General features: G+C 61.9%; 21 protein-coding genes. 6 read left to right on the forward strand and 15 right to left on the reverse strand.

Annotated elements, in window-relative coordinates:
• Nucleotides 1–123: 123 nt before the first annotated feature.
• From AAFO90_RS19340 to AAFO90_RS19355, 4 genes are all read right to left on the reverse strand, one after another.
• A complete protein-coding gene (locus tag AAFO90_RS19340) occupies nucleotides 124–561 on the reverse strand; it encodes a MarR family transcriptional regulator (protein WP_065272072.1) in 438 nt (145 codons plus the stop codon).
• Nucleotides 561–1,391 (reverse strand): carbon-nitrogen hydrolase family protein, encoded by an 831-nt coding sequence (locus AAFO90_RS19345; RefSeq protein WP_347510420.1) that lies wholly within the window; start codon nucleotides 1,389–1,391, stop codon nucleotides 561–563. Before AAFO90_RS19345 ends, AAFO90_RS19340 begins: the two co-directional genes overlap by 1 nt.
• 17 nt (nucleotides 1,392–1,408) lie before the next feature.
• Entirely contained in the window at nucleotides 1,409–1,666 is a 258-nt protein-coding gene (gene grxC, locus AAFO90_RS19350) for a glutaredoxin 3 (protein WP_065273656.1), read from the reverse strand.
• Nucleotides 1,667–1,752: 86 nt separating this feature from the next.
• On the reverse strand, nucleotides 1,753–2,481 hold the full coding sequence (locus AAFO90_RS19355) for a ComF family protein (protein ID WP_347510421.1): 729 nt from the start codon (nucleotides 2,479–2,481) through the stop codon (nucleotides 1,753–1,755).
• Nucleotides 2,482–2,495: 14 nt separating this feature from the next.
• On the opposite strand from AAFO90_RS19355, the gene AAFO90_RS19360 reads away from it, so the two are divergent.
• The 3 genes from AAFO90_RS19360 to AAFO90_RS19370 all read left to right on the forward strand — a co-directional run bounded on the left by AAFO90_RS19360 (nucleotide 2,496) and on the right by AAFO90_RS19370 (nucleotide 7,583).
• Nucleotides 2,496–3,326 (forward strand): SAM-dependent methyltransferase, encoded by an 831-nt coding sequence (locus tag AAFO90_RS19360; protein ID WP_347510422.1) that lies wholly within the window; start codon nucleotides 2,496–2,498, stop codon nucleotides 3,324–3,326.
• Nucleotides 3,327–3,451: 125 nt separating this feature from the next.
• On the forward strand, nucleotides 3,452–4,513 hold the full coding sequence (gene hemH / locus AAFO90_RS19365) for a ferrochelatase (protein WP_347510423.1): 1,062 nt from the start codon (nucleotides 3,452–3,454) through the stop codon (nucleotides 4,511–4,513).
• 67 nt (nucleotides 4,514–4,580) lie between these two features.
• Complete coding sequence (locus tag AAFO90_RS19370; protein ID WP_347510424.1) at nucleotides 4,581–7,583, forward strand: aminotransferase class III-fold pyridoxal phosphate-dependent enzyme; 3,003 nt, start codon at nucleotides 4,581–4,583, stop codon at nucleotides 7,581–7,583.
• Between the two features lie 91 nt (nucleotides 7,584–7,674).
• Here the strand turns inward: AAFO90_RS19370 and AAFO90_RS19375 are convergent, their stop codons facing one another.
• A complete protein-coding gene (locus AAFO90_RS19375; protein ID WP_065272066.1) occupies nucleotides 7,675–7,857 on the reverse strand; it encodes a hypothetical protein in 183 nt (60 codons plus the stop codon).
• A 138-nt stretch (nucleotides 7,858–7,995) separates the two neighbouring features.
• On the reverse strand, nucleotides 7,996–8,613 hold the full coding sequence (locus tag AAFO90_RS19380; protein ID WP_347510425.1) for a L,D-transpeptidase: 618 nt from the start codon (nucleotides 8,611–8,613) through the stop codon (nucleotides 7,996–7,998).
• 167 nt (nucleotides 8,614–8,780) lie between these two features.
• Between AAFO90_RS19380 and AAFO90_RS19385 the strand changes: the two genes are divergently transcribed.
• Nucleotides 8,781–9,275, forward strand: coding sequence for a CAP domain-containing protein (locus tag AAFO90_RS19385; RefSeq protein WP_065273655.1), 495 nt, complete (start codon nucleotides 8,781–8,783; stop codon nucleotides 9,273–9,275).
• 63 nt (nucleotides 9,276–9,338) lie between these two features.
• Here AAFO90_RS19385 and AAFO90_RS19390 read toward each other — a convergent pair whose 3' ends face one another.
• The 8 genes from AAFO90_RS19390 to AAFO90_RS19425 all read right to left on the reverse strand — a co-directional run bounded on the left by AAFO90_RS19390 (nucleotide 9,339) and on the right by AAFO90_RS19425 (nucleotide 18,773).
• Nucleotides 9,339–9,857, reverse strand: coding sequence for a L,D-transpeptidase family protein (locus AAFO90_RS19390; protein WP_065272064.1), 519 nt, complete (start codon nucleotides 9,855–9,857; stop codon nucleotides 9,339–9,341).
• A 63-nt stretch (nucleotides 9,858–9,920) separates the two neighbouring features.
• The gene (locus tag AAFO90_RS19395) at nucleotides 9,921–10,718 is read right to left on the reverse strand and encodes an ion transporter (RefSeq protein WP_274836054.1); all 798 of its coding nucleotides are present in this window, start codon (nucleotides 10,716–10,718) and stop codon (nucleotides 9,921–9,923) included.
• A gap of 23 nt (nucleotides 10,719–10,741) precedes the next feature.
• A complete protein-coding gene (locus AAFO90_RS19400; protein WP_347510426.1) occupies nucleotides 10,742–11,989 on the reverse strand; it encodes a class I SAM-dependent RNA methyltransferase in 1,248 nt (415 codons plus the stop codon).
• 78 nt (nucleotides 11,990–12,067) lie between these two features.
• Nucleotides 12,068–13,921, reverse strand: coding sequence for an ABC transporter ATP-binding protein (locus tag AAFO90_RS19405; protein ID WP_347510427.1), 1,854 nt, complete (start codon nucleotides 13,919–13,921; stop codon nucleotides 12,068–12,070).
• Nucleotides 13,915–15,759, reverse strand: coding sequence for an ABC transporter ATP-binding protein (locus tag AAFO90_RS19410; RefSeq protein ID WP_347510428.1), 1,845 nt, complete (start codon nucleotides 15,757–15,759; stop codon nucleotides 13,915–13,917). The genes AAFO90_RS19405 and AAFO90_RS19410 overlap by 7 nt, the downstream gene beginning before the upstream one ends.
• 226 nt (nucleotides 15,760–15,985) lie before the next feature.
• Nucleotides 15,986–17,149, reverse strand: a complete 1,164-nt coding sequence (locus tag AAFO90_RS19415) for a CCA tRNA nucleotidyltransferase (RefSeq protein ID WP_347510429.1) — start codon at nucleotides 17,147–17,149, stop codon at nucleotides 15,986–15,988.
• Nucleotides 17,149–17,760, reverse strand: coding sequence for a CoA pyrophosphatase (locus AAFO90_RS19420; RefSeq protein ID WP_347510430.1), 612 nt, complete (start codon nucleotides 17,758–17,760; stop codon nucleotides 17,149–17,151). Before AAFO90_RS19420 ends, AAFO90_RS19415 begins: the two co-directional genes overlap by 1 nt.
• 26 nt (nucleotides 17,761–17,786) lie before the next feature.
• Entirely contained in the window at nucleotides 17,787–18,773 is a 987-nt protein-coding gene (locus AAFO90_RS19425; RefSeq protein WP_274829333.1) for an Hsp33 family molecular chaperone HslO, read from the reverse strand.
• Nucleotides 18,774–18,849: 76 nt separating this feature from the next.
• On the opposite strand from AAFO90_RS19425, the gene AAFO90_RS19430 reads away from it, so the two are divergent.
• A complete protein-coding gene (locus AAFO90_RS19430) occupies nucleotides 18,850–19,287 on the forward strand; it encodes an NUDIX hydrolase (protein WP_274829332.1) in 438 nt (145 codons plus the stop codon).
• Nucleotides 19,288–19,569: 282 nt separating this feature from the next.
• Here the strand turns inward: AAFO90_RS19430 and AAFO90_RS19435 are convergent, their stop codons facing one another.
• Entirely contained in the window at nucleotides 19,570–20,841 is a 1,272-nt protein-coding gene (locus AAFO90_RS19435; RefSeq protein ID WP_274837867.1) for a fused response regulator/phosphatase, read from the reverse strand.
• A 176-nt stretch (nucleotides 20,842–21,017) separates the two neighbouring features.
• Here AAFO90_RS19435 and AAFO90_RS19440 point away from each other — a divergent pair, with 176 nt between their 5' ends.
• Nucleotides 21,018–21,341, forward strand: coding sequence for an Hpt domain-containing protein (locus tag AAFO90_RS19440; RefSeq protein ID WP_347510431.1), 324 nt, complete (start codon nucleotides 21,018–21,020; stop codon nucleotides 21,339–21,341).
• The last annotated feature ends 7 nt before the right edge of the window (nucleotides 21,342–21,348 follow it).

Consider the following 21,348-nt stretch of genomic DNA (forward strand, 5'->3'; position numbering starts at 1 on the left):
CGCCCTCACGGGCATGCTGGCTGCGGGTGAGTTCGGTCCAGGCCATCGTGGTCTCCGTTCAGTGTCGTACCCGAACAGAAACACAACCTCCTGAACTCACTCAATTAGTTTCAAATCGGGCTCTTAGTCGTCTTCCAGCTTGCTGCGCAACTCCCGCAGGATCGGAAGTGCGGCACGCACCCGGTCGCCGCCCAGCTCATCCACCACTTCGGAGATTACCGGCACGATACTGGCCAGCGCCGCATCGCGCGCCTGCCTGCCCGCGGGGCTGATCGCCACCATCTTGCGTCGGGCATCATCCCAGTCGGGGCGGATATGCACATAACCCGCCATCTCCAGCTTGTTCAGCGTATTGGTCATGGCACCGCGGGTGACGTGAAACGCCTTCGCCAGCTGCGCCGGAGAGCGTTCCAGCCCGGCCCGTGCCAGATGGTTCAGAACCGAAAAATGCGACAGTTCCATTCCCTTGGGCAGGGCCTTACCCAGCCGCGAGCGCGCCAGCTGGTCGGCCATCAGGATTTCACTGAACAGCGAAACGGCCAGAGAATGTGATTCTTCCATCAGGGTCCGTCGAACTCTCGATCATGGGTCAGCGCAGGAACACGTTTGCGTGCTTCTGCCACTTTTTCCATATCAAGATCAACGCAGACAACCCCGGGATCGGTCCCGGCGTCCGCCAGAATCTCTCCCCAGGGCGCCACAACCAGCGAATGCCCGAATGTGCGGCGCGATGCGCCCCGGCTGGCTGGATGGGTGCCGGTCTGGGCAGGCGCCAGCACGTAGCATCCCGTATCTATCGCGCGGGCCTGCAGCAGCGTGTGCCAATGGGCGGCGCCGGTCACATGGGAAAAAGCTGCCGGAACCGTCAGCACCTGCGCCCCGGCCTGCGCCAGCGTCCGGTGCAGATGGGGAAAGCGCACATCATAGCAGATGGTCATGCCGATCCTGGCAAAGGGAGTCTCTGCCAGCACCGCGCGGGTGCCGGGGCGATAGCCATCCGATTCGCGGTAGGTTTCCTCAGGCGTGACCTCCACATCGAACATGTGGATCTTGTCATAGCGGGCAGCGATCCCGCCATCGGGGCCGATCAGGAACTGGCGATTAGCAAAGCGCCCATCCGCATCGTGGGTCTTGATGCCGAGCGAGCCGAGCACCAGCCAGACGCCCAGTTTCGCGGCCTCGTCACGCAGGGCAGCCAGGGTCGGATCGTCTTCTTCGTGATGCAGGACGGCTTTCTGATGCGCGCGGCTGGTCGAAAGGCAATTGGTGACCTCGGGCGTCAGCACGAAACCGGCGCCCTCGGCCACCGCTGTGGCCATCATGGCGCGCACGCTGTCCAGATTCTCGGCTGGATCATCGCTTGAGGTCATCTGCAACAGGGCTGCGCGCATCAGGTGGGTCTCCGGTTTCAGGCGGACAGCAACTGATCCAGTTTGCCGGCCTGTTCAAGCGCGTAAAGCTCATCACAACCGCCCACATGCGTGTCGCCGATAAAAATCTGCGGCACCGTGCGGCCCCCGTTCGCGCGCTGGATCATTTCAGGTTTGCGTTTCGGGTTCATCATAACGTCGACCTCGGAAAAGGTCACACCCTTCTGGTTCAAAAGCCGTTTTGCGGCGTGGCAAAAGCCGCACAGAGGCGAGGTGTAGATTTCCACCGGTTTCATGCAGGTCTCCAATATATTCGGGTTTTTGCGTTTGTGAGGGATATGGGGCCGCAATGCAATCTTTGCCAGAGGCCCCGGCAAAGCGGTCACGCATGCGTGACGCGGGCCAGAACGACGATCCGCACCTCTTCCGCACCAGCGCGCAGGCAGGCATCGGCGCAGGCCGACAGGGTCGCCCCGGAGGTCATAACATCATCCACCAACAAGACGCTGCGACCGCTCAGGGCAGGCGCCTTGCGCGGCGGCACCCCGATCACATCACCCAGAAGCCGGAACCGTTCGCGTCGCGACCGCCCGTCCAATGACGGTGTTCTGCGGTGGCGGCGCAGCAGATCGGGGCAATATTGCAGCCCAGCGCGGCGTGCCAACGCCCTGGCCAGCACGGCGGACTGATTGTAACGGCGTTTCAGAAGTCGGCTCCAGTGCAGGGGCACCGGGCAGACCAGCGGACTATCCTGCAGCAAAGGTTCTGCCACCCGCGCCATCCAGACTGCCGCCGGAGGAGCAATATCAAGCCGGTCCCCATGTTTCAGCGCCAGCACCAGCTCGCGCGCCTTACCGCCATAGACAAGCGCGGCACGGCCTTGGCTCCACGGGCGGGGCGTCGCCATGCAATCATCGCATTCGATGCGAAATCCGTCGCTCTCCCCGGGCAGGGGCACCCCGCAGCCTTCGCAAACCGTGCCGGAAATGAACTCCGTCTTTCGCCAGCAGGGACCGCACAGGCCCGCGTCCTGCCCGACCAGCCCGCCGCAGCCCAGACAGCGCGGCGGATAGATCAGTGAAACAGCGGTTTGAAACTGCGCCAACAGCATTTAAGTAGCCCCCCATGACGCAAAACACACAACACCAGCCACAGCTGTTTGACAGGCAGGCTTTGGCAGCGCATCGGGCTCGGCGGCAGCAAGAGGCCCTGTTCCTGCACCAGATGGCACGGGACGAGGTCGAAGATCGCCTCAGCATGGTTAACAGAACCTTTACCGCCCCTGCGGTGGTGTCTCCTTTTGCGGAGATTTGGGACGGTGCCCTTGGCGGTGCGACCTGCGTGGCCGACGATGAAGTTCTGGATCTGCAGCCCGGCGCCCATGACGTGGTGATCCATGCGATGGGCCTGCACTGGGCCAATGATCCGGTTGGCCAGCTGATCCAGTGCCGCCGCGCCCTGAAGGAAGACGGGCTGCTGCTGGCGGTGATGCTGGGCGGGCAGACATTGCAGGAGCTGCGCGTGGCGCTGGCCGGAGCAGAAACCGAGGTACTGGGCGGGTTGTCTCCGCGCATCGCCCCGATGGGCGAGGTCCGCGATCTGGGCGCCTTGCTGCAACGGGCCGGGTTCGCCCTGCCGGTGGCCGATGTGGTGCCGCTGACGGCGGAATACCGCGACCTGATGCATCTGATGCGTGAATTGCGGGCCATGGGAGAGACCAACGCCCTGACATCCCGCCTGAAACGCCCGGTCCCGCGCCGCCTGTTCCACCGTGCCGAAGAGATCTATCGCCAGCACTTCGAGACCGAGACCGGCCGCCTGCCCGCCAGTTTCGAACTCATCTGCCTGACCGGCTGGTCCCCCTCCGAAAGCCAGCAGAAACCGCTGCGCCCCGGCTCGGCCCAGATGCGGCTGGCGGATGCCCTGAAAGTGCCGGAAACCAAGCTGCCCGACTAGGTCCGCACCCCTGCGGACGATAGGCAAACGCGATGGCTGCACAAATTTGATCCGATTGGTCTTTGACCGCGTATGCCATTACTATTGCGCCGAAACACAAAGCCTCAACCGCACAGGACACATCAATGCTGGATTCGACCTCAACTGCAAAATGCCCTGTTCACGCTCCTGCCGACCACCCCAAGGTGCAGCCGGAAAAGGTGGGCATTCTGCTTGCGAACCTCGGCACCCCGGATGACTACAGCTACTGGCCCATGCGCCGCTATCTGAGCGAATTCCTGTCGGACAAGCGGGTGATCGACTACCCGTCGTGGAAGTGGCAACCGCTGTTGCAGCTGATCATCCTGACCAAACGCCCGTTCAGTTCGGGCGAGGCCTACAAATCCATCTGGAACCATGACAAGGGCGAAAGCCCGCTGATGACCATCACCAAGGACCAGACCGCCAAGATGGCAAAGGTGATGTCCGACCGGTATGGCGATCAGGTCATGGTCGATTTCTGCATGCGCTATGGCAACCCGTCGACCAAGTCCAAGGTCCGCGAAATGGTCAAGGCAGGCTGCCAGAAGATCCTGTTCGTGCCGCTCTATCCGCAATATGCCGGCGCCACATCGGGCACCGCGAATGACCAGTTCTTCCGCGCTCTGATGGAAGAAACCTGGCAGCCCGCCGCCCGCACCATTCCCGCCTATTTCGACGAACCCGCCTATATCGACGCGCTGGCGCGTTCCGTCGAAGAGGCCTACGCCAAAGCGTCGAGTCGCCCCGATATCCTTGTCGTGTCCTACCACGGGATGCCGAAGCGCTATCTGATGCAGGGCGATCCCTATCACTGCCAGTGCCAGAAAACGACGCGCCTTCTGAAAGAGCGCCTTGGCTGGGAAGACACCGAGATCACGACGACCTTCCAGTCGGTCTTTGGCCCCGAGGAATGGCTGAAACCCTATACCGTCGACCACGTCGCCACGCTGGCCAAGGAAGGCAAAAAGAACATCGCCGTGATCGCCCCGGCCTTTTCCGCCGACTGCATCGAAACGCTGGAAGAGATCAACGAGGAGATCAAGGAAAACTTCGAAGAGGCGGGTGGCGAGGACTTCCTCTATATCCCCTGCCTCAACGATGATGACGATCACATCGCCGCATTGGCCGGTGTCATCGAACAGAATTTGAAAGGCTGGGTGGACTAACGCCGCGCCCCGGTTCAAATAGGATCCAATATTGGGTTACCGCCGAAGCGGCGGATCGGGGGGTTTTATGACACAGGCGCATTGGGCAGCCGCATTTGCGGCACATTGGGGGATCGAGGCGGAGCTAACCCGCCTTGATGGCGAATACGATCTTAACTTTCTGGCGCTGGCGGCGGATGGCACCGGCTATATCGTCAAGGCGATGCGCCCCGGCTGCCCGCAGGATCTGGTCGATATGCAGGTGCAGGCCCTTGAGCATATCGCCAAGGCCGCGCCGGACCTGCCCTGCCCGCGCGTGATCCGGGCCAGCAACGGCGCCGCAATGTGCGCGATTGCCGATGAAACCGGCGCCGAACGGCTGGTCTGGGTCATCAACCAACTGCCCGGCCGCTGCTACGCCAAGGCGGCACCGAAATCCGACAGCCTGATCCACGAGGTTGGCGCGGTGCTCGGCCAGACTGACGCGGCGCTGGCGGATTTTCAGCATCCGGGCCTTGAGCGGGATTTCAAATGGAACCTGATGCAGGCCGGGTGGATTGCCGATGATCTGGATTGCATTGCCGATCCGGCCCGCAGGGCCCTGCTGACCGATATTCATGGCGCCTTTGCCGAACTGGCACCCGACCTTGCCAAGCTGCCGCAGCAGGCAATCCACAATGATGCCAATGATTACAATATCATCGTATCGGGAGAACTCAGCGAACCGCGCCGGGTATCCGGCCTCATCGACCTTGGCGATATGTGCAACGCGCCGCGCGTCTGCGATCTGGCGATCGCGGCCGCCTATATCGTTCTGGACCATCCCGACCCCGAGGCCGCGCTGGCTGCGCTGGTGTCCGGCTATCATTCAGCCTGCCCACTGACCCCAGCGGAGGTAGACATGATCTGGCCGCTGTTGCGGGCGCGGCTTGCGGTCTCAGTGGTGAACTCTACCTTGATGGCCGCAGAGAACCCCGATGATCCTTACGTGACCATATCGCAGGCGCCTGCTTGGCGGTTCCTCGAAGGCTTTGACCTGAACGCCAAGCTGGTGAACGCCCGCCTGCGCGCCGCCTGCGGTCTGCCGGTGGTGGAGGGCGCCGATCGGGTGCTGGCGTGGCTAAATGCAGAACGCGGCAATTTCGCTCCCCTGATGGGCGCGGACCTGAGCGACGTGCCGATGGGGTCGCTCTCGGTCGAAAACGCCACCTGGCCGCAGAACCCGTTCGATATGCCGCTGGAAGAAGCCGCCCGCGTCGGCGAGGAATACGGCACCGGCATCTGGCTGGGCTATTACAACGAACCGCGGCTGATCTATACCGCGCCCGCCTTTCGCAAGGGGCGCTGGAAGGCCAGCAACCGGCGCACCGTGCATCTGGGCGTGGATGGCTTTGCCCCTGCGGGTGCCCCCCTATATGCGCCGCTGGCGGGCGAGGTCTTCATCGTCGAGAACCGGGCGCATCATCTGGACTATGGCGGCACCATCATTCTGCGCCATGAGACACCGGCGGGAGACACCTTCTACACACTTTACGGCCATCTGGATCCGGAATGCTGCGACCGCCTGAAGCCCGGCGACACCGTGGCGCGGGGCGAAGCTTTCTGCCGCCTGGGCGATCCCACCCAGAACGGCGGCTGGGCACCGCATGTGCATTTCCAGCTGGCCATGACCACCGACGGGATCGAGGCGGACTGGCCCGGCGTCGGTGACCCGGACGAGATGTACCTGTGGCACGCCGTCTGCCCCAACCCGGCGGCGCTGATGAACCTGCCCGATGACAAGACCGGCTATCAGCCCACCGACAAGGGTGAAGTCCTGAAAGGGCGCCGCGCGCATTTCGGCGGCAATCTCAGCCTCACCTACTCCGATCCGGTGATGCTGCTGCGGGGCTGGAAACACCACCTGTTCGATGAATGGGGCAGGCCCTATCTCGATGCCTATAACAACGTGCCGCACGTGGGCCACGCCCATCCGCGCATTCAGGCGGTGGCGGCGGATCAGCTGAAGCGGATGAACTCCAACACCCGCTACCTGCACCCCGCGCAGGTCGCCTTTGCCGAGAAGGTGCTGTCGAAACTGCCAGCCCCGTTCGAGGTCTGTTTCTTCGTCAACTCCGGCACCGAGGCAAACGAGCTGGCCCTGCGGCTGGCCCGCGCCCATACCGGCGCCAAGGGCATGGTGACCCCCGATCATGGCTATCACGGCAATACCACCGGTGTGATCGACATCTCCGCCTACAAATTCAACGCCAAGGGCGGCGTTGGCCCGTCGGACTGGGTGGAACTGGTCGAGGTCGCGGACGACTATCGCGGAAGGTTCAAACGTGACGATGCAAGCCGCGCGCAGAAATTCGCGGACCTCGTCGATCCTGCGATTGCCCGGCTGAAGGACAGGGGACACGGGCTGGCCGGGTTTATTGCCGAAACCTTCCCCTCGGTCGGCGGGCAGATCATCCCGCCCAAGGGGTACCTGTCGGCGGTCTATGAAAAGGTCCGCGCCGCCGGGGGCATCTGCATCGCCGATGAGGTGCAGACCGGACTTGGCCGCCTTGGCGATCACTACTTCGGTTTCGAACACCAGGGCGCGCTGCCCGATATCGTGGTGATGGGCAAGCCCATCGGTAACGGCCACCCGCTGGGTGTTCTTGTCACCACCCGCGCCATTGCCGACAGTTTCGCCAAGGGGCCGGAGTTCTTCTCGACCTTCGGCGGGTCGACCCTGTCCTGCCGCATCGGCAAGGAGGTGCTGGACATCGTCGATGACGAAGGGCTGCAACAGAACGCCAAGGCAATGGGCGACCAGCTGATGGCGGGCCTGCGGCAGCTTGAGGCGAAACATGCCTGCGTCGGTGATGTGCGCGGCATGGGGCTGTTTCTGGGGCTGGAGCTGATCAACGCAGATGGCAGCGAGGCGACGGGGATCTGTTCATACGTCAAGAACCGCATGCGCGATAACCGCATCCTGATCGGCAGCGAAGGACCCAAGGATAACATCCTGAAGATTCGTCCGCCGCTGACCATCGACAGCGATGACGTGGAGATGATCGTGCAGACGCTTGATCTTATTCTGGATGAGGTCGCCGCCCTCTGAGGGCGGCCCCACCGGACACTCTGTTTCCGGCCAGCAGGCAATAAAAAAGGCGGTGGAAAACCACCGCCTTTTTAAATCTTGCAAGAAGCAATTAGTTGCTTGCGACAGCTGCGCCAACCAGGACCAGCAGCAGCAGCGGCAGCAGGATGCCGGAAGACGAGCTTTCGGCCTGCTCAACGATAACCGGTGCTTCGATAACGGGCTCTGCCAGGTTGCCGGCAGAAGCGGTGGAAGCGGCGGCAGTCAGAGCAGCTGCGATAACGAGTTTTTTCATGTTAACCTCCAGAATTCGCGTCGGACACAACAATGGCCTACGCACCCAAGACTTATCTCGTATTTTTTTCTAACCAAGTAACCCTCGGGAATGCAAATGCTTGTTTAAAAGGGCAGCCTTGCGCGTGCGGCAATGTCGTCAAATTAGCAACACTTGCGTGCCCACGTTGGTCAGCTGAAACAGCTGCGCGATGTGCTCGTTATAAAGCCCGATGCAGCCGTTCGACGATTTCCGCCCAATTTTGCGCGTATCGTGGGTCCCATGGATGCGGTAGAACTTCCAGCTGAGATACAAAGCATGTGATCCCAATGGGTTATCCGGTCCTGGCGGGATGTATTTTGGCCATTCAGGGTTCCGTTTCAGCATGTTCGGCGTCGGCGACCAGCTGGGGCCATCAACCTTGCGGATGACCGAAGTCCGACCCCGGCGGGTCAGATCATCGGACAAAGGCACCGAAGAGGGGAACAATTTGTAGACCGATTCATCCTCTGACCAGTAATGCAGCGCCCGGCTATCGATATCGACGAGAATCGCCCCTTTGCGCAGATTGTCGAAATAGGGCCTCCAGTTTTTGGCGCGGAAGGCCGAGATATTGCGTTTGACCGGCGGTTCCGGCTCTGGCGGCGGGCGCAGGGGATCATAGGCAACATCCTCGTCCTGCGCGACACCTTCGGCGAGGGCCGGAGAGGACAGCAGCGCCGCCGACCCTGCCAGAAATTGGCGCCGGGACGGTTTATCAAACAGACTGTGGGTCATGGTCTTTCCCTGCAGGTAAACATCAAAATACTGGCGGTATATTATGGCTCTTAAGCCTCAGTCGCAAATCAAACCGCCGATTAAGGGTCCCGAATGGCCGACGCAGGTTTGCACCTGCGCCTCAGGAAGGCTAAGTGCAGGAACAATGAAACTGAGCGAGATGCATGATGACGCGTGTTTTCCTGATCCTGGCTGCTGCCTTCGTTACCCTTGCTGCGGCCTGCACTCCGGTCCCTCAGACGGGTGAGGGCGGCGGAACAGTCTACAGGATCCGCAATGCCGACAAAGTACAGATCCGTATGCTCGATTCGGTTAATGCGCTGCGCCAGGCGGCCTCTGCCCCGCAGGTCCAGCTGAATGCCCAGCTGAACGCCGCTGCCGCCACCCATTCGCGTGACATGTCGGTTCAGAACCGTCCCTGGCACTTCGGCTCAGACGGGTCCTCGCCGCTGGATCGCGTCGCCCGCACTGGCTACCCCGGCTCCATGCTGGGCGAGGCGATTTCGGAAACCTACGAGAACGAGCTTCAGACCCTGACCGCCTGGATGGAAGACCGCGGTACCCGCGCGGTGATTCTGGATCCCAAGGCCACCAACATGGGCTTTTCCTGGTACCAGGAACCCAACGGCAAGATCTGGTGGACGCTGGTGATGGGCAACTAAAAGCCCGCTCACCGGGCAGCTCTGCCCCAGGCTATCGGGACAGGCTGCGGATTCTCGACGCCCTCAGGGGCGCAGGGAAATCAGGGTGCCGGTCTGAACCATGGCGTAGACCTCTTCGATCTCGTGGTTCTTGACGGCGATACAGCCTGCTGTCCAATCCTTGACCCGCGCCGCACGCTTGCGGTCCTTGTGGTCATTCGGCTCTCCGTGAATGAAGATCTCTCCACCCGGCTTTTTCCCCAAGGATTGAGCATGGGCGACATCCGCCGAGTTGGGATAAGAAATGCCCACCGACAGGTGAAAGCTGCTGTTCGGGTTGCGACGGTCGATCAGATAGGTGCCTTCCGGCGTCTTACCGTCGCCTTCGACACGCTTGGCCCCGTCTGGCGCAAAGCCAAGATCGACCTCATATTCGCGCAACACATCCTCGTTGTTGAGAAGATACATTTTACGCGCGCCCTTGTTGACCACAATCGAGGTCACCTCGGGGCCTGAATAGCTTTTGAACTTGCTCTCAGCCTGGCTGCACCCTGCAACCATCGCACAAGAAACCGCTCCGAGCCCGAATAACCGCCTGTCCATTTTTGAACCTGTTTTTATTGACTGCCTGAGGCGCAGAATACCTGAAAATTTCCGAACTCGAAATCACTTCTTTGTCTGCTGATCCACCGCCGCGCTGTCGGAAAGGCGCCGTTCGATGGCCTCCAGCCGCGCCAGAACCTCGTCGCGGTAAGCGCCAGTGCGCTGGTCGTCTTCTTCGGAATGGGCATCCTGCATGGAGTTCACGATAAGACCCACCAGAAGGTTCACCACGGCAAAGGTCGTGACCATGATAAACGGCACGAAGAAGGCCCAGGCATAGGGGTAGACCTCCATCACCGGGCGCACGATTCCCATCGACCAGCTTTCCAGCGTCATGATCTGGAACAGGGAATAGGCGCTGAGGCCAAGATCACCGAACCATTCTGGGAAACTATGACCGAACAGTTTGGTCGCCATCACCGCGCCAATATAGAAAATGATCGCCATCAGCAGGAACACCGAGCCCATCCCCGGCAGCGCGGTGATGAAACCCTCCACCACGCGGCGCAGGCGGGGGGCTACCGAGATAACCCGCAAAACCCGCAGGATCCTGAGCGCTCGCAGCACCGACAGCCCCTGTGCCCCCGGCACCAGCGCGATACCGACGATGACGAAATCAAAAACGTTCCAGCCGCTGACAAAGAACCGCAGTCGCGCCACCAAAAGCTTGGCCAGAATCTCGGCAACGAAAATGGACAGGCACAGGTAGTCGATGAAATGGATGATCGGACCGATCCGCTCCATAATCCCGGCCGAGGTCTCCATCCCTAGCGTGACCGCGTTGATCAGGATGACCGTCGTCACGAACCGGCTGAACCGGTGACTGTCCAGGATCTTGCGAAGGGTCTGCATCACGCTCATCAATCCAGTCTGTTGGGTGCCTGTCAGCTGTCCAGCGTGAAGCTGGCAGCCAGTTCGGTATGGGCGGACCAGCGGAACTGGTCAACCACCTGGACCCAGTTCAGACGATAGCCCGCGGCGACCAGCGTCTTTGCGTCGCGGGCAAAGGTCACCGGGTTGCAGGAAACATAGGCAATGACCGGCGTGCGGGCCTGTGCCAGCTGGGCAATCTGCGCCTCGCCACCCGCGCGGGGCGGGTCGATGACCGCAGCGTCGAAATGGGCGCCAAAGGGGTTCAGATCCTCAGGCAGCAACGGATTGCGGAACAGATCGCGGACTTCGGAGGTGATCTTTTTCAGCCCCTGCGCCCGGCGCCAGCCCGCATCCAGGGCGGCAATCATGTCCCGCTCGCCCTCGACTGCGTGAACTTCGGCATCCTGCGCCAGCGGCAGGGCGAAAGTGCCACATCCCGCAAAAAGGTCGACAAGGCGTTTGGCGCCTTTGGTGATTTCCTGAACGGCAGACAGCAGCGCCGCCTCGCCATCCTTGGTGGCTTGCAGAAACGATCCCGGCGGCGGGCAGACGCGGGCGGGACCAAAAGCCTGCACCGGGGGCTGCTCCATCAGCACCTGCTCATCCCCCCAGGTCAGTCGGGCCACGCCGTTCTGACCGGCGATGCGCGCCAGTTCCAGCCGCAGGGAGCCATCCAGGGGCTTGCCCTCCCGCACCATCACGTCCAGTCCGACCTCGGATGTGGTCAGCGTGACAGAAAGGGGCGCCTTGCGGCTGGCCCCGGCCATGGCGAGTTCCTCGGCCAATGGAATGGCCCGGATCAACGCCGGATCCAGCAGCTGGCAATCCGGAATCGGGGTGATCACATCCGATGCACGCCCGTGAAACCCCGCCATCGCGCCCTTCTTGGTGCGGCGCACGGTCAGGGTGGCGCGGCGGCGGCTGCGCGACGGCGAGGTATGGATGGGGCGGAATTCGGTCTCAAGCCCCTGCGCCCGCAGCGCGGTTTTCACCACCTCGACCTTCCAATCGGCGACAAAGGCATCGCTAGCGTGCTGCAACTGGCAGCCACCACAGGGTTTATAGTGTCGGCAGGGCGCCTGCACGCGGGTTTCGGAGGGCGTTTCGATCCGCACTTCGGTCAGCTGGCTGCCGCTGACTATGCCGCTGACCACCTCTCCCGGCAGGGTGCGGGGGGCGAACAACGGGCCTTCGGCGACCCCGTCGCCCTGTTGGCCAAGACGGGTGATCGTAGCTGTGGTTCTGGCTGCATCTGTCATGTAGCGTAGATAGCCTGCGCAGACCCCGCGCAAAAGAGCCAAACGGCACGGGGCGGGTAAAGCCTCCTACGCCGGTGGCTATTCGGCAGCTTCGGTCGAGTCTTCGTCGGTGCAGATAAAACCGCCGGACTGACGTGCCCAGAACTGCGCATATCGCCCGCCCTGCGCCAAAAGATCCTCGTGGCTGCCCACCTCGACCATCTGGCCCTGATCCATCACGATGATCCGATCCATTTCGCTGAGCGTGGACAGGCGGTGAGCGATGGCCAGAACCGTCTTGCCCTCCATTACCCGTTCCAGCGCGGTCTGGATCGAGGCTTCTACCTCGGAATCCAGCGCCGAGGTTGCCTCGTCCAGAACCAGGATCGGCGCATCCTTCAGGATCGCGCGGGCCAGGGCGATCCGCTGACGCTGACCGCCGGACAGTTTGACGCCACGCTCGCCCAGATGCGCCTCATAGCCCTCGCGCCCCTGACCGTCCGCAAGGTCCTGAATGAATTCATGCGCCTCGGCTTTCTGTGCGGCGGCGATCAGCTCTACCTCGCTGGCATCCGGGCGGCCATACAGGATATTGTCGCGGGCGGAGCGATTGAACATCGCGGTTTCCTGCGTGACCATGCCGATCTGCCGCCGCAGGCTGTCCTGTGTGACGCCAGTGATGTCCTGCCCATCGATCAGAACGCGCCCCTCTTCGGCATCGTAAAGCCGCAAGAGCAGCGACACCAAGGTCGACTTCCCGGCGCCCGAAGCCCCGACAATGCCCAGTTTCTCCCCCGGTTTGATGGTCAGGTCGATGCTGCGCACGCCGCCGATATTGCGGCCATATGAGAAACTGACGTGATCGAAATGCACCTGTCCCTCGCGCACCACCAGATCGCAGGCATCTTCGGAATCGGTGATGCGGTCGAACCGGGCCAGCGTCTTGATGCCGTTCTCCACCTCGCCCACGTTGGCGTAAATCCCCATCAGCGCAAAGCTGAGCCAGCCGGTCATCTGTGCCAACCGGATCGCGATGGTGCCCGCCGCCACGATATCGCCTTCGCTGGCCTGTCCGCCCTGCCACAGGAGCAACGATGCACCGATCATCATCACCGGAAGAACACCGGCGCAGCCCATCAGGCAGAAGCGGAAGCTCGCCGACAGGGTGCCAAGATGCAGCCTAGCATCGCGGTAGCCCGCCATGGCATCCTTGGCGCTTTCTTCCTCGTTACCAGCATGGGCGAAAAGCTTCACCGTCTTGATATTGGTGATCGTGTCGACCACCTGCCCCGACACCATGGCCCGCGCCCCGGCCATCTTGCCCGAGCGTTCGCGGACGCGCGGTAGGAACCAGCGGATCAGGCTGAAATAGCCGATGAGCCAGATCGCAAACAGCCCGGTGATCCGCCAATCGATCGACCCCAGAAGGGCAAAGGTACTGATCAGCGCCGCAAGGCCAAAGATCACTACATTGATCCCCTCGACCGCGACCTGGGTCATGGCATTGGCGGTCTGCATCTGCTTTTGCGCAATGCGCCCCGCAAAATCATCGTCGAAATAGCTGACCGACTGGCCCAAAACCCAAGTGTTGATCCGCGACAGGATCAGCGGCGAAATGAAAGGCTGCACCAGCACCGCATTGGCAAAGGCGCCGAGCCCCAGAATCGCCGGGCGAAACAGCAGGAAGAAGGCCGCAAAGGCCACCACCACCAGCATATGTTCGGCAAAGAAGGCCTGCGGCCCGGCATCAACCGCCGTGTCGATGATGAACCCCAGAAGAAAGGCATTGAGCGTATCCATACCGCCGGCCATCACCGACAGGATCGTGAACAACCCAAGCACTGGCCAAGCCCCCGCCAGCGCCCAGCGCGCAAAGGCCACAAGCGTTTCAGGCGGCGGCCCTGCGGCAGGCCGGAACGGATTGAGACGCCGGTCGAGAAAGGATTTCAGCATTGTTCTTCTGCCTCTGCGTTCAGAAAGCCACCCGATTGGCGTGCCCAGAATTGTGCATATAGGCCGCCCTGCTGCAAAAGCGCGTCATGGCTGCCCTGTTCGGCAATCCGTCCCTGATCCAGCACCAGAATGCGGTCCATCTGGGCGATGGTGGACAGGCGGTGGGCGATGGCAATCACCGTCTTGCCCTCCATCATGCCATAAAGGGTCTCCTGAATGGCGGCCTCGACCTCGGAATCGAGCGCCGAGGTTGCCTCGTCCAGTAACAGAATCGGTGCGTCCTTGAGAATGACCCGCGCCAGGGTGATCCGCTGACGCTGCCCGCCAGAGAGTTTCACGCCGCGCTCGCCCACATGGGCGTCATATCCTGTGCGCCCCTGCGGGTCCTCCAGATCCAGAATGAACTCCTGCGCCTGGGCCTGCCGGGCGGCGGCGAGCATCTCTTCCTCACTGGCATCTGGGCGGCCATAGAGCAGATTGTCCCGCACCGACCGATGCAGCAACGCGCTGTCCTGCTGCACCATGCCGATATTCTGGCGCAGGCTGTCTTGCGTCACCTGCCGGATGTCCTGCCCATCGATCAGAATTTGCCCCCGGTCCGGATCGTAGAACCGAAGCAAAAGCTTCACGAGCGTCGATTTGCCCGCACCAGAGCGCCCGATCAGGCCGATCTTCTCACCCGGTTTGATGGTCAGGCTGATGCTGTCCAGCCCGCCTGCCTCGCGGCCATAATGGTGCGACAGATCCCGCAGCTCGATCTCTCCCGCGCTCAGTTGCAAAGGCTGCGCTTCAGGCTGATCGACCAGCGTGATTGGCTGGGCAATCGTACGCATCCCCTCGGCCACCACGCCCAGCTGGCGGAAAAACGATGTCAGCGCCCACATGATCCAGCCGGTCATCGCGTTGAGCCGCAGCGTCAGTGCGGTGGCCGCCGCCACCACCCCGACCGAGGCCGCACCCTGCATCCACAACAGGAAGGCCCAGCCGACGACGCCAACGATCAGCAGCCCGTTCAGCATGACCAGAACCCCATCCATGACGGTGAAGATCCGCATCTCTTCCTGAAAGGTCGTGCGCGCGTCCTCGATCGCCTCTTTGGCATAGGAAAGCTCACGATCGTCATGGGCGAACATCTTGACCGAATGGATGTTGGAATAGCTGTCCACCACCCGCCCCGTCACGGTGGAGCGCGCATCGGAGGCCGCTTCGCTGGCCGGGCCCACGCGCCGCACGGTCCAGCGCACCAGCAGCGCATAAAGCGCGAACCAGATCGCCAGCGGCAGCATCAGCCGCGCGTCGGCGGCAAAGAGCAGCACCGCAGCCCCCACCAGATAGGCCAGTGAAAAGGTGATGGCGTCAAAGACCTGAAACACCACCTCTCCGGCGGCCGGGGGCGTCTGCATGATCCGGTTGGCAATGCGGCCGGCAAAATCGTTTTCGAACCAGCTGACCGATTGGCGCAGCACATGCCGATGTGCCCGCCAGCGGATGAGCGTGCCGAAATTGGGCAGGATCGCATTGTTCAGCAGCAGCACATCCACCAGCTGCAGGGCGGGCCGCAGGAACAGGATCAAAAGGGCGACGACGATCAGCTCAGTGCCGTGATCCTGCCAGACCTGAGCAGGCGTGCCGCCCAGCAGATCCACCACCCGGCCCATGTAATAGATCAGCCCGATCTCGATGGCGGCCACCACCACCGACATCATCGCCGTCAGCACAAAGACGCGTTTGAAGGGCTGGGCATAGTCGCGCAGAAACGGCCAGAGCCGCGTCGGAGGCACGTCTTTTTCGGGATAGTCGCAATAGGGATCGATGAGGTTTTCAAAGAAACGAAACATGGGCGGGTGCTCCAATCACTTGAGCAAATTATGGAATGCGGACATGCGTCAGATGGGTGCCGTCAAGGCCCCCTGACAAACGGCTGGTATCGCGTTAGCTGTACCAGATCCCGTAATACATGAGCATTCCTCCCGGTGCCTGTCGTCCACGACTGCCCAATGGATAATCACCCATCCTGCCTTTGTCACCCCGTTTGTCTCAGCTTGCGACTCCGCGGGGGGAGGATCAGCCGTTCAGCCGTGCCAGCAATGCCGCGCGATCAAGGGAAAACCCCGAGGCGATCCAATCCGATTCCAGCTGTTTCAACGCCGCGCCCAGCGCCGCACCACTAAGGTCTGGCATCAGGTCCCGCGCCGCCACAGGGCAGGTCTGGGCGCTGCCGTGATCCGCTGCCGACAGCGCGTCCGGCGCCAGGGGCTGCTCCAACAGCGCCGCACGCAGGAGCAGCGCATCGCGCCCCTGTTCCGCGCCTAGCCGATACCCCAGCTCACCCGCGCCCAGGGTGCCGGTCGCAGCCTCATAAAGACGCTCCAGCCTGCGCGCCTGATCCTTGCTGAGCCGGAGCGATTCTTGCAGGTCTGCGCCGCCACTGATCGCAGCCAGCCGCCGGATCGGATCGGCAGAAAGCCCAGCCTCGCCCTCAAGATGCACAAGCGGCGCCAGAGCGCGATCATCCGCCCCCGGCAGGATCTGTCCCAGAACCCCGGTCTGGCGCATTACCGCCACCGCAGGCGCCGGATCCGGCGCGCCGAGCAGCTTCAGCAGTTCTGCCCCCACCCGTTCGCGCGAAAGTTTCCCCAGCCCGTCGAGGTTAGCCGCAATCGCAGCCAGCGCCTCGGGATCGAAACCTGCAGCCTGATCGCCATACCAGGCATGGAACCGGAAATAGCGTAGCGAGCGCAGGTAATCCTCACGGATGCGGTGGTCTGCCGTGCCGATAAACCGGATGCGCCGGGCCTGAAGGTCGGGCATCCCGCCCAAAGGATCGACAATGCTGCCGTCTGGGCGCGCATAAAGCGCGTTCACGGTAAAATCCCGGCGCGCGGCGTCCTCGGCGATATCGGTGGAAAAGGCAACGACGGCGCGGCGGCCATCGGTGTCCACATCCTTGCGAAAGGTGGTGATCTCATGCGGGATACCGCCCTTGATCAGCGTCACGGTGCCATGGTCGATGCCGGTCGGAACGGCGCGGATCCCGGCCTGTTCGGCCAGCGCCAGCACGGTGTCCGGCGGCACATCCGTGGCGATATCAAGATCCGAGACTGGCACCCCCAGCAGTGCATTGCGCACACATCCGCCCACGAACAGCGCTTGCGCGCCCGCCTCTGTCAGCGCGGCGCAGACGGCCTGCGTCTCGGGCGCATGCAGCCAGGGTTGGTCGATCCGCATCAGCTCTGCATCCGGTCTGCAAACTGGCGCAGCATCCGTGCGGTGGCCCCCCAGATGTAATAGGGACCATAGGGCACAGTGTAATACCGCCGCCGCGTACCCCGCCAGCGGCGCGATTCGATGATGTAATTGGCCGGATCCAGAACATGGGAGAGCGGCACCGAGAAGACCTCGGCCACCTCGCCCGCCTCGGGGCGGATGTCAAACTCTGACCTGAGCAGTGCCACCACCGGCGTGACGGTGAAACTGGTGACCGTTTCATGGGTCGGCAGCGCGCCCAGAACCTCGGGCAGATCCTGCGGCAGACCGATCTCCTCCCAGGCTTCGCGCAGGGCAGTATGAGTGACATCCCTATCGCCCTCGTCCACCTTGCCGCCCGGAAAGGCGATCTGCCCCGGGTGGTGTTTGAGCGCAGAAGACCGTTTTGTCAGGATGACCCGCGGGGCACCTGAGGCCAACGAGATCGGCACCAGAACGCCGGCCGGGCGCAGCTTGCGCGCCTGCGGCAGGGACATCTCCGGATTGAGGTCAAAATCCGAGGACCCCGCATCCGGGCCGCTTTGCACGGCCATGGAAAGGCGCAGTTTCAGGTCCTCGGGAGTGTCATACATATTGTCGGTCGCTCAGCTCGCTTTGGTCAGGACGGCGGGTTTTCGGCCTCAAAGCCCAGCGTCTTCGGGTCCAAATCGTAATGGGCGCCGCAGAACTGGCAATCGGCGGTCACCCGGCCGTCCTCTGTGGTCATCGTCTCCAGATCCTTGGCCGAGTAGATCGACAGGCTGTTGCGCACCCGCTCTTCCGAGCAGGTACAGCCAAACTGCACCGCCTGCGCATCATAGACGCGCGGCTGTTCCTCGTGGAACAGTCGGACCAGAAGATCGGTCGGCGAGACCGTTGGGCCGATCAGTTCCAGATCCTCAACCGTGGCCAGCAGCATATTGACCCGGTTCCAGTTTTCCGCGGTCTCTTCCGGGATCAGATCCGCCGCATTGAGGATATCCCCGGTACCCTGCAGCTCCGCCGCAAAGGGCGACGCCTTGGGCATGTGTTGCAGCATCATGCCACCCGCGCGCCAGCGTTCGGAGACGCCCGGCTCGGACGATTTCCCAAAGCTGAGGCTGAACCGCGTGGGCAGCTGCTCGGACTGGGCGAAATAGGCCTCGGCGCAGGCAGAAAGCGAACCGCCCGCCAGCGGTGTGATCCCCTGATAGGGCTGCATATCGTGGCCCTGGTCGATCATGATGGCAAAATACCCCTCGCCCACCTGATCAAAGGGCAGGCCGGGCTCCAGCCGGGAGGGATCATAGCTGGCATAGGCGCGGATCCGGGCCGGATCGCCCTCTTTCTCTGGTGCATAGTAATCGGTGGCGATCATCCGCACGGCGGCGCCCTTGGACTGCACCTGCAGCGACAGTTTCCAGCGCAGTTTGATGGTCTGGCCGATCAGAGCGGTCAGCAGGGCCATTTCGGCCACCAGCGCCTCCACCTGGGGCGGATAGTCGTGCTGTTTCAGAATACCATCCAGAACGCCGTCAAGACGCGCGACGCGGCCGCGCATGTCCGAGGCATCAAGCTGGAAGGGCAGGACCGTATCGTCCCACGCGATTTTCGAACCAAGTGTCATGGGGTTTCCTTACACGCCGGAGGTTGGCATATCGAGCCTATATAGGGTTTTGCCATTCGGAGTGAAGGGGGCGCATGTGATCAGACGTTTTGGAAAGCCGCCCGAAGCGGGGCGAAGCTACAGGCTGCGGCCCGGAATCTATGCGCTGCTTCCGCGCGACGGGCAATTGCTGCTGACCTGCCAGATGGATCCGGGGCCGGACATCCAGCTGCCCGGCGGCGGCATTGACCCCGGCGAATCGCCCCTGCCCGCGCTGCATCGGGAGGTTTATGAGGAAACCGGATGGAGTATCGCCGCGCCACGTCGCCTTGGTGCGTTCCGGCGGTTCGTCTTCATGCCGGAATACGATCTCTGGGCGGAGAAACTCTGCCATATCTATATGGCCCGTCCGCTGCAGCGCTTGGGCCCTCCGCTGGAGCCCGGCCACGAGGCGCTGTGGATGCCCGCTGATGAAGCCGTTACGCACCTCGGCAACCCCGGGGATCGCCATTTTGCCGCCCGGTTCTGCCCGTAGGGAAAATGAGGACCGTCCACCACACAACATAGCCCCGGGGGCACTCCCGCGCGTGACTTGAACGGCCCACTGGGCCTTCGGTCCCCCTTGGGCATGGCAGCGCGCAAGCGCGCTGCGGTGGGATTCCATAGGGTGGGTTGTGTTTATGGGTGGCGTTAGAAGCATGACCGCTGCACGCCCTGGCGTGCAGCCCGGCCCAACAAGAGCCGATGATCGTTGATCATCAGGCGATTGGCGGGAGAGCCCTGCCGAAACGATCCCGGCCCAGGGATACGGTCCGGATTACGGTCCTTCGTATTCGAACAGGGTGGCGGAAACGTCATCCTCCAGCCCGTGCTCTGGCGATAGGATCTGGGTCAGGTTCCAGTAGAGATCGTCCAGGAACTCCTTGCCGGACTGGCTGCTGTCGCATTTGCGGATCAGTTCGAGCAGCCCCTCGGCCTCCAGCATCTCACCGGATTCCAGGCGCGCTTCGGTAAAACCATCGGAGTAGAGCAGCAGCCGGTCGCCCTTTTCCATCACCAGCTCTTCCTGGCTGTAGCCGATATCCGGCACCAGACCGACGGGGACCCCGCCTTTGCCGATGAATTCAGCGGTTCCGTCCTTGCGCAGCAGCAAGGGGTGCGGATGCCCGGCCTGCACCATCTTCAGCACGCCGCTGCGCAGATCGACGATGCAATAAGCCATGGTGAAGTATTCTTCGATGCCGGTATCCGCGATCAGGCGGGCGTTCAGCATGCTGGCCACCTCTTCCGGCTGCCGCAGCGCATAGAATCGGTTGAACCGCTTTTCCATGCCGACGTTCTGGTCGAAATAGGTCGAAGACAGGTAGCCACCCAGTCGTGCGGTCATCATCGCCGAGGTGATACCGTGGCCCGATACATCGATGGAATAGAAGCCGATTCGATTGACGCCCGGACAAAACATGCCCACCAAATCGCCACCGATATGGCCACAAGGCTTCAAAAGCAGGCTGACGGTCGAGGAGCCAAACGACTTGGACAGCTCCGGCACCAGTGATTCCTGAATCTTGCGCGCCTGAATCAGATCCTTGTCGATCGCGTCATAAACCCGCTGCAACTCACCCAGGGTTTCCGAGACGATCCGGTTCTTCTCGGACAGCTCACGCTGCATCCGCAGGATCCGTTCTCCGGCCGAAATCCGCGCCCGCAGCTCATCCGAGCTGACCGGTTTGGTGAGGAAATCATCAGCCCCTGCATCCAGGCCTTCGGCGACTTCGTTCTTTTCACTCTTGGAGGTCAGAAGGATGAAATAGCTATATTTATCAGTTCCCTGAGCCCGGAATTCACGGCAGAACTCGATACCGTTCATGCCAGGCATCATCCAGTCGCTGAGGATAAGATCCGGCGGATCGTTCCGGCAGATTTCCATCGCCTGTTCGCCGCCCTCGGCTTCAAGAACGTCAAAACCCCATTTCTTCAGAGACGCGACAAGAATTCGGCGCTGCAGCCGACTATCATCGACAACCAGCACACGGTTGATCGATCCGCTCATAGCGTCTTCCTCATGGTCCACGGGACTGTCTGGCAGCAACTAACGACACCTCAATACACTAGCAAGGAATTTGCCCACAATAGCGGGCATTATCCAGCCAGTTCTTTAACAGGTTATGAAGCGGAAAGATTGAACTCACCACCTGCTTTCACTTTAAATTTACCCGTGGGACGTTATGAAATACTTACCAGGAAACAAGAAGCAGGACTTGGATTATGATTAACTGGCCTCGCGTCAAGGAACTTCGCCAGGAAGTAGGGGAAGAGGACTTCGATGAGGTTGTGGAGCTCTTCCTGGAGGAGGTAGAGGGCGTCATCAGCAAACTTCGCACTGGAGATCGCGGCGCCTTGGAGCAGGACCTTCATTTCCTCAAAGGCAGCGCAATGAATCTGGGTTTTGATGCCTTCTCTGACCTCTGTCTTGCCGGAGAGCGTCAATCAGCCGGCGGCGCCGCCGGATCGGTCGATCTGGATGCGGTGATCTCTTCCTATGAGAAATCCAAAACGCAGTTTCTGGCAGAACTGCCCAACCTGAACTGATCGACCT

It is taken from the genome of Phaeobacter sp. CAU 1743 (assembly GCF_039839315.1).
GTDB lineage: Bacteria > Pseudomonadota > Alphaproteobacteria > Rhodobacterales > Rhodobacteraceae > Phycobacter > Phycobacter gallaeciensis_A.

Coding starts and splice junctions, on each gene's coding strand:
- AAFO90_RS19340 (WP_065272072.1), bottom strand. CDS start 561: ATGGAAGAATCACATTCTCTGGCCGTTTCGCTGTTCAGTGAAATCCTG.
- AAFO90_RS19345 (WP_347510420.1), bottom strand. CDS start 1,391: ATGCGCGCAGCCCTGTTGCAGATGACCTCAAGCGATGATCCAGCCGAG.
- grxC (WP_065273656.1), bottom strand. CDS start 1,666: ATGAAACCGGTGGAAATCTACACCTCGCCTCTGTGCGGCTTTTGCCAC.
- AAFO90_RS19355 (WP_347510421.1), bottom strand. CDS start 2,481: ATGCTGTTGGCGCAGTTTCAAACCGCTGTTTCACTGATCTATCCGCCG.
- AAFO90_RS19360 (WP_347510422.1), top strand. CDS start 2,496: ATGACGCAAAACACACAACACCAGCCACAGCTGTTTGACAGGCAGGCT.
- hemH (WP_347510423.1), top strand. CDS start 3,452: ATGCTGGATTCGACCTCAACTGCAAAATGCCCTGTTCACGCTCCTGCC.
- AAFO90_RS19370 (WP_347510424.1), top strand. CDS start 4,581: ATGACACAGGCGCATTGGGCAGCCGCATTTGCGGCACATTGGGGGATC.
- AAFO90_RS19375 (WP_065272066.1), bottom strand. CDS start 7,857: ATGAAAAAACTCGTTATCGCAGCTGCTCTGACTGCCGCCGCTTCCACC.
- AAFO90_RS19380 (WP_347510425.1), bottom strand. CDS start 8,613: ATGACCCACAGTCTGTTTGATAAACCGTCCCGGCGCCAATTTCTGGCA.
- AAFO90_RS19385 (WP_065273655.1), top strand. CDS start 8,781: ATGACGCGTGTTTTCCTGATCCTGGCTGCTGCCTTCGTTACCCTTGCT.
- AAFO90_RS19390 (WP_065272064.1), bottom strand. CDS start 9,857: ATGGACAGGCGGTTATTCGGGCTCGGAGCGGTTTCTTGTGCGATGGTT.
- AAFO90_RS19395 (WP_274836054.1), bottom strand. CDS start 10,718: ATGAGCGTGATGCAGACCCTTCGCAAGATCCTGGACAGTCACCGGTTC.
- AAFO90_RS19400 (WP_347510426.1), bottom strand. CDS start 11,989: ATGACAGATGCAGCCAGAACCACAGCTACGATCACCCGTCTTGGCCAA.
- AAFO90_RS19405 (WP_347510427.1), bottom strand. CDS start 13,921: ATGCTGAAATCCTTTCTCGACCGGCGTCTCAATCCGTTCCGGCCTGCC.
- AAFO90_RS19410 (WP_347510428.1), bottom strand. CDS start 15,759: ATGTTTCGTTTCTTTGAAAACCTCATCGATCCCTATTGCGACTATCCC.
- AAFO90_RS19415 (WP_347510429.1), bottom strand. CDS start 17,149: ATGCGGATCGACCAACCCTGGCTGCATGCGCCCGAGACGCAGGCCGTC.
- AAFO90_RS19420 (WP_347510430.1), bottom strand. CDS start 17,760: ATGTATGACACTCCCGAGGACCTGAAACTGCGCCTTTCCATGGCCGTG.
- AAFO90_RS19425 (WP_274829333.1), bottom strand. CDS start 18,773: ATGACACTTGGTTCGAAAATCGCGTGGGACGATACGGTCCTGCCCTTC.
- AAFO90_RS19440 (WP_347510431.1), top strand. CDS start 21,018: ATGATTAACTGGCCTCGCGTCAAGGAACTTCGCCAGGAAGTAGGGGAA.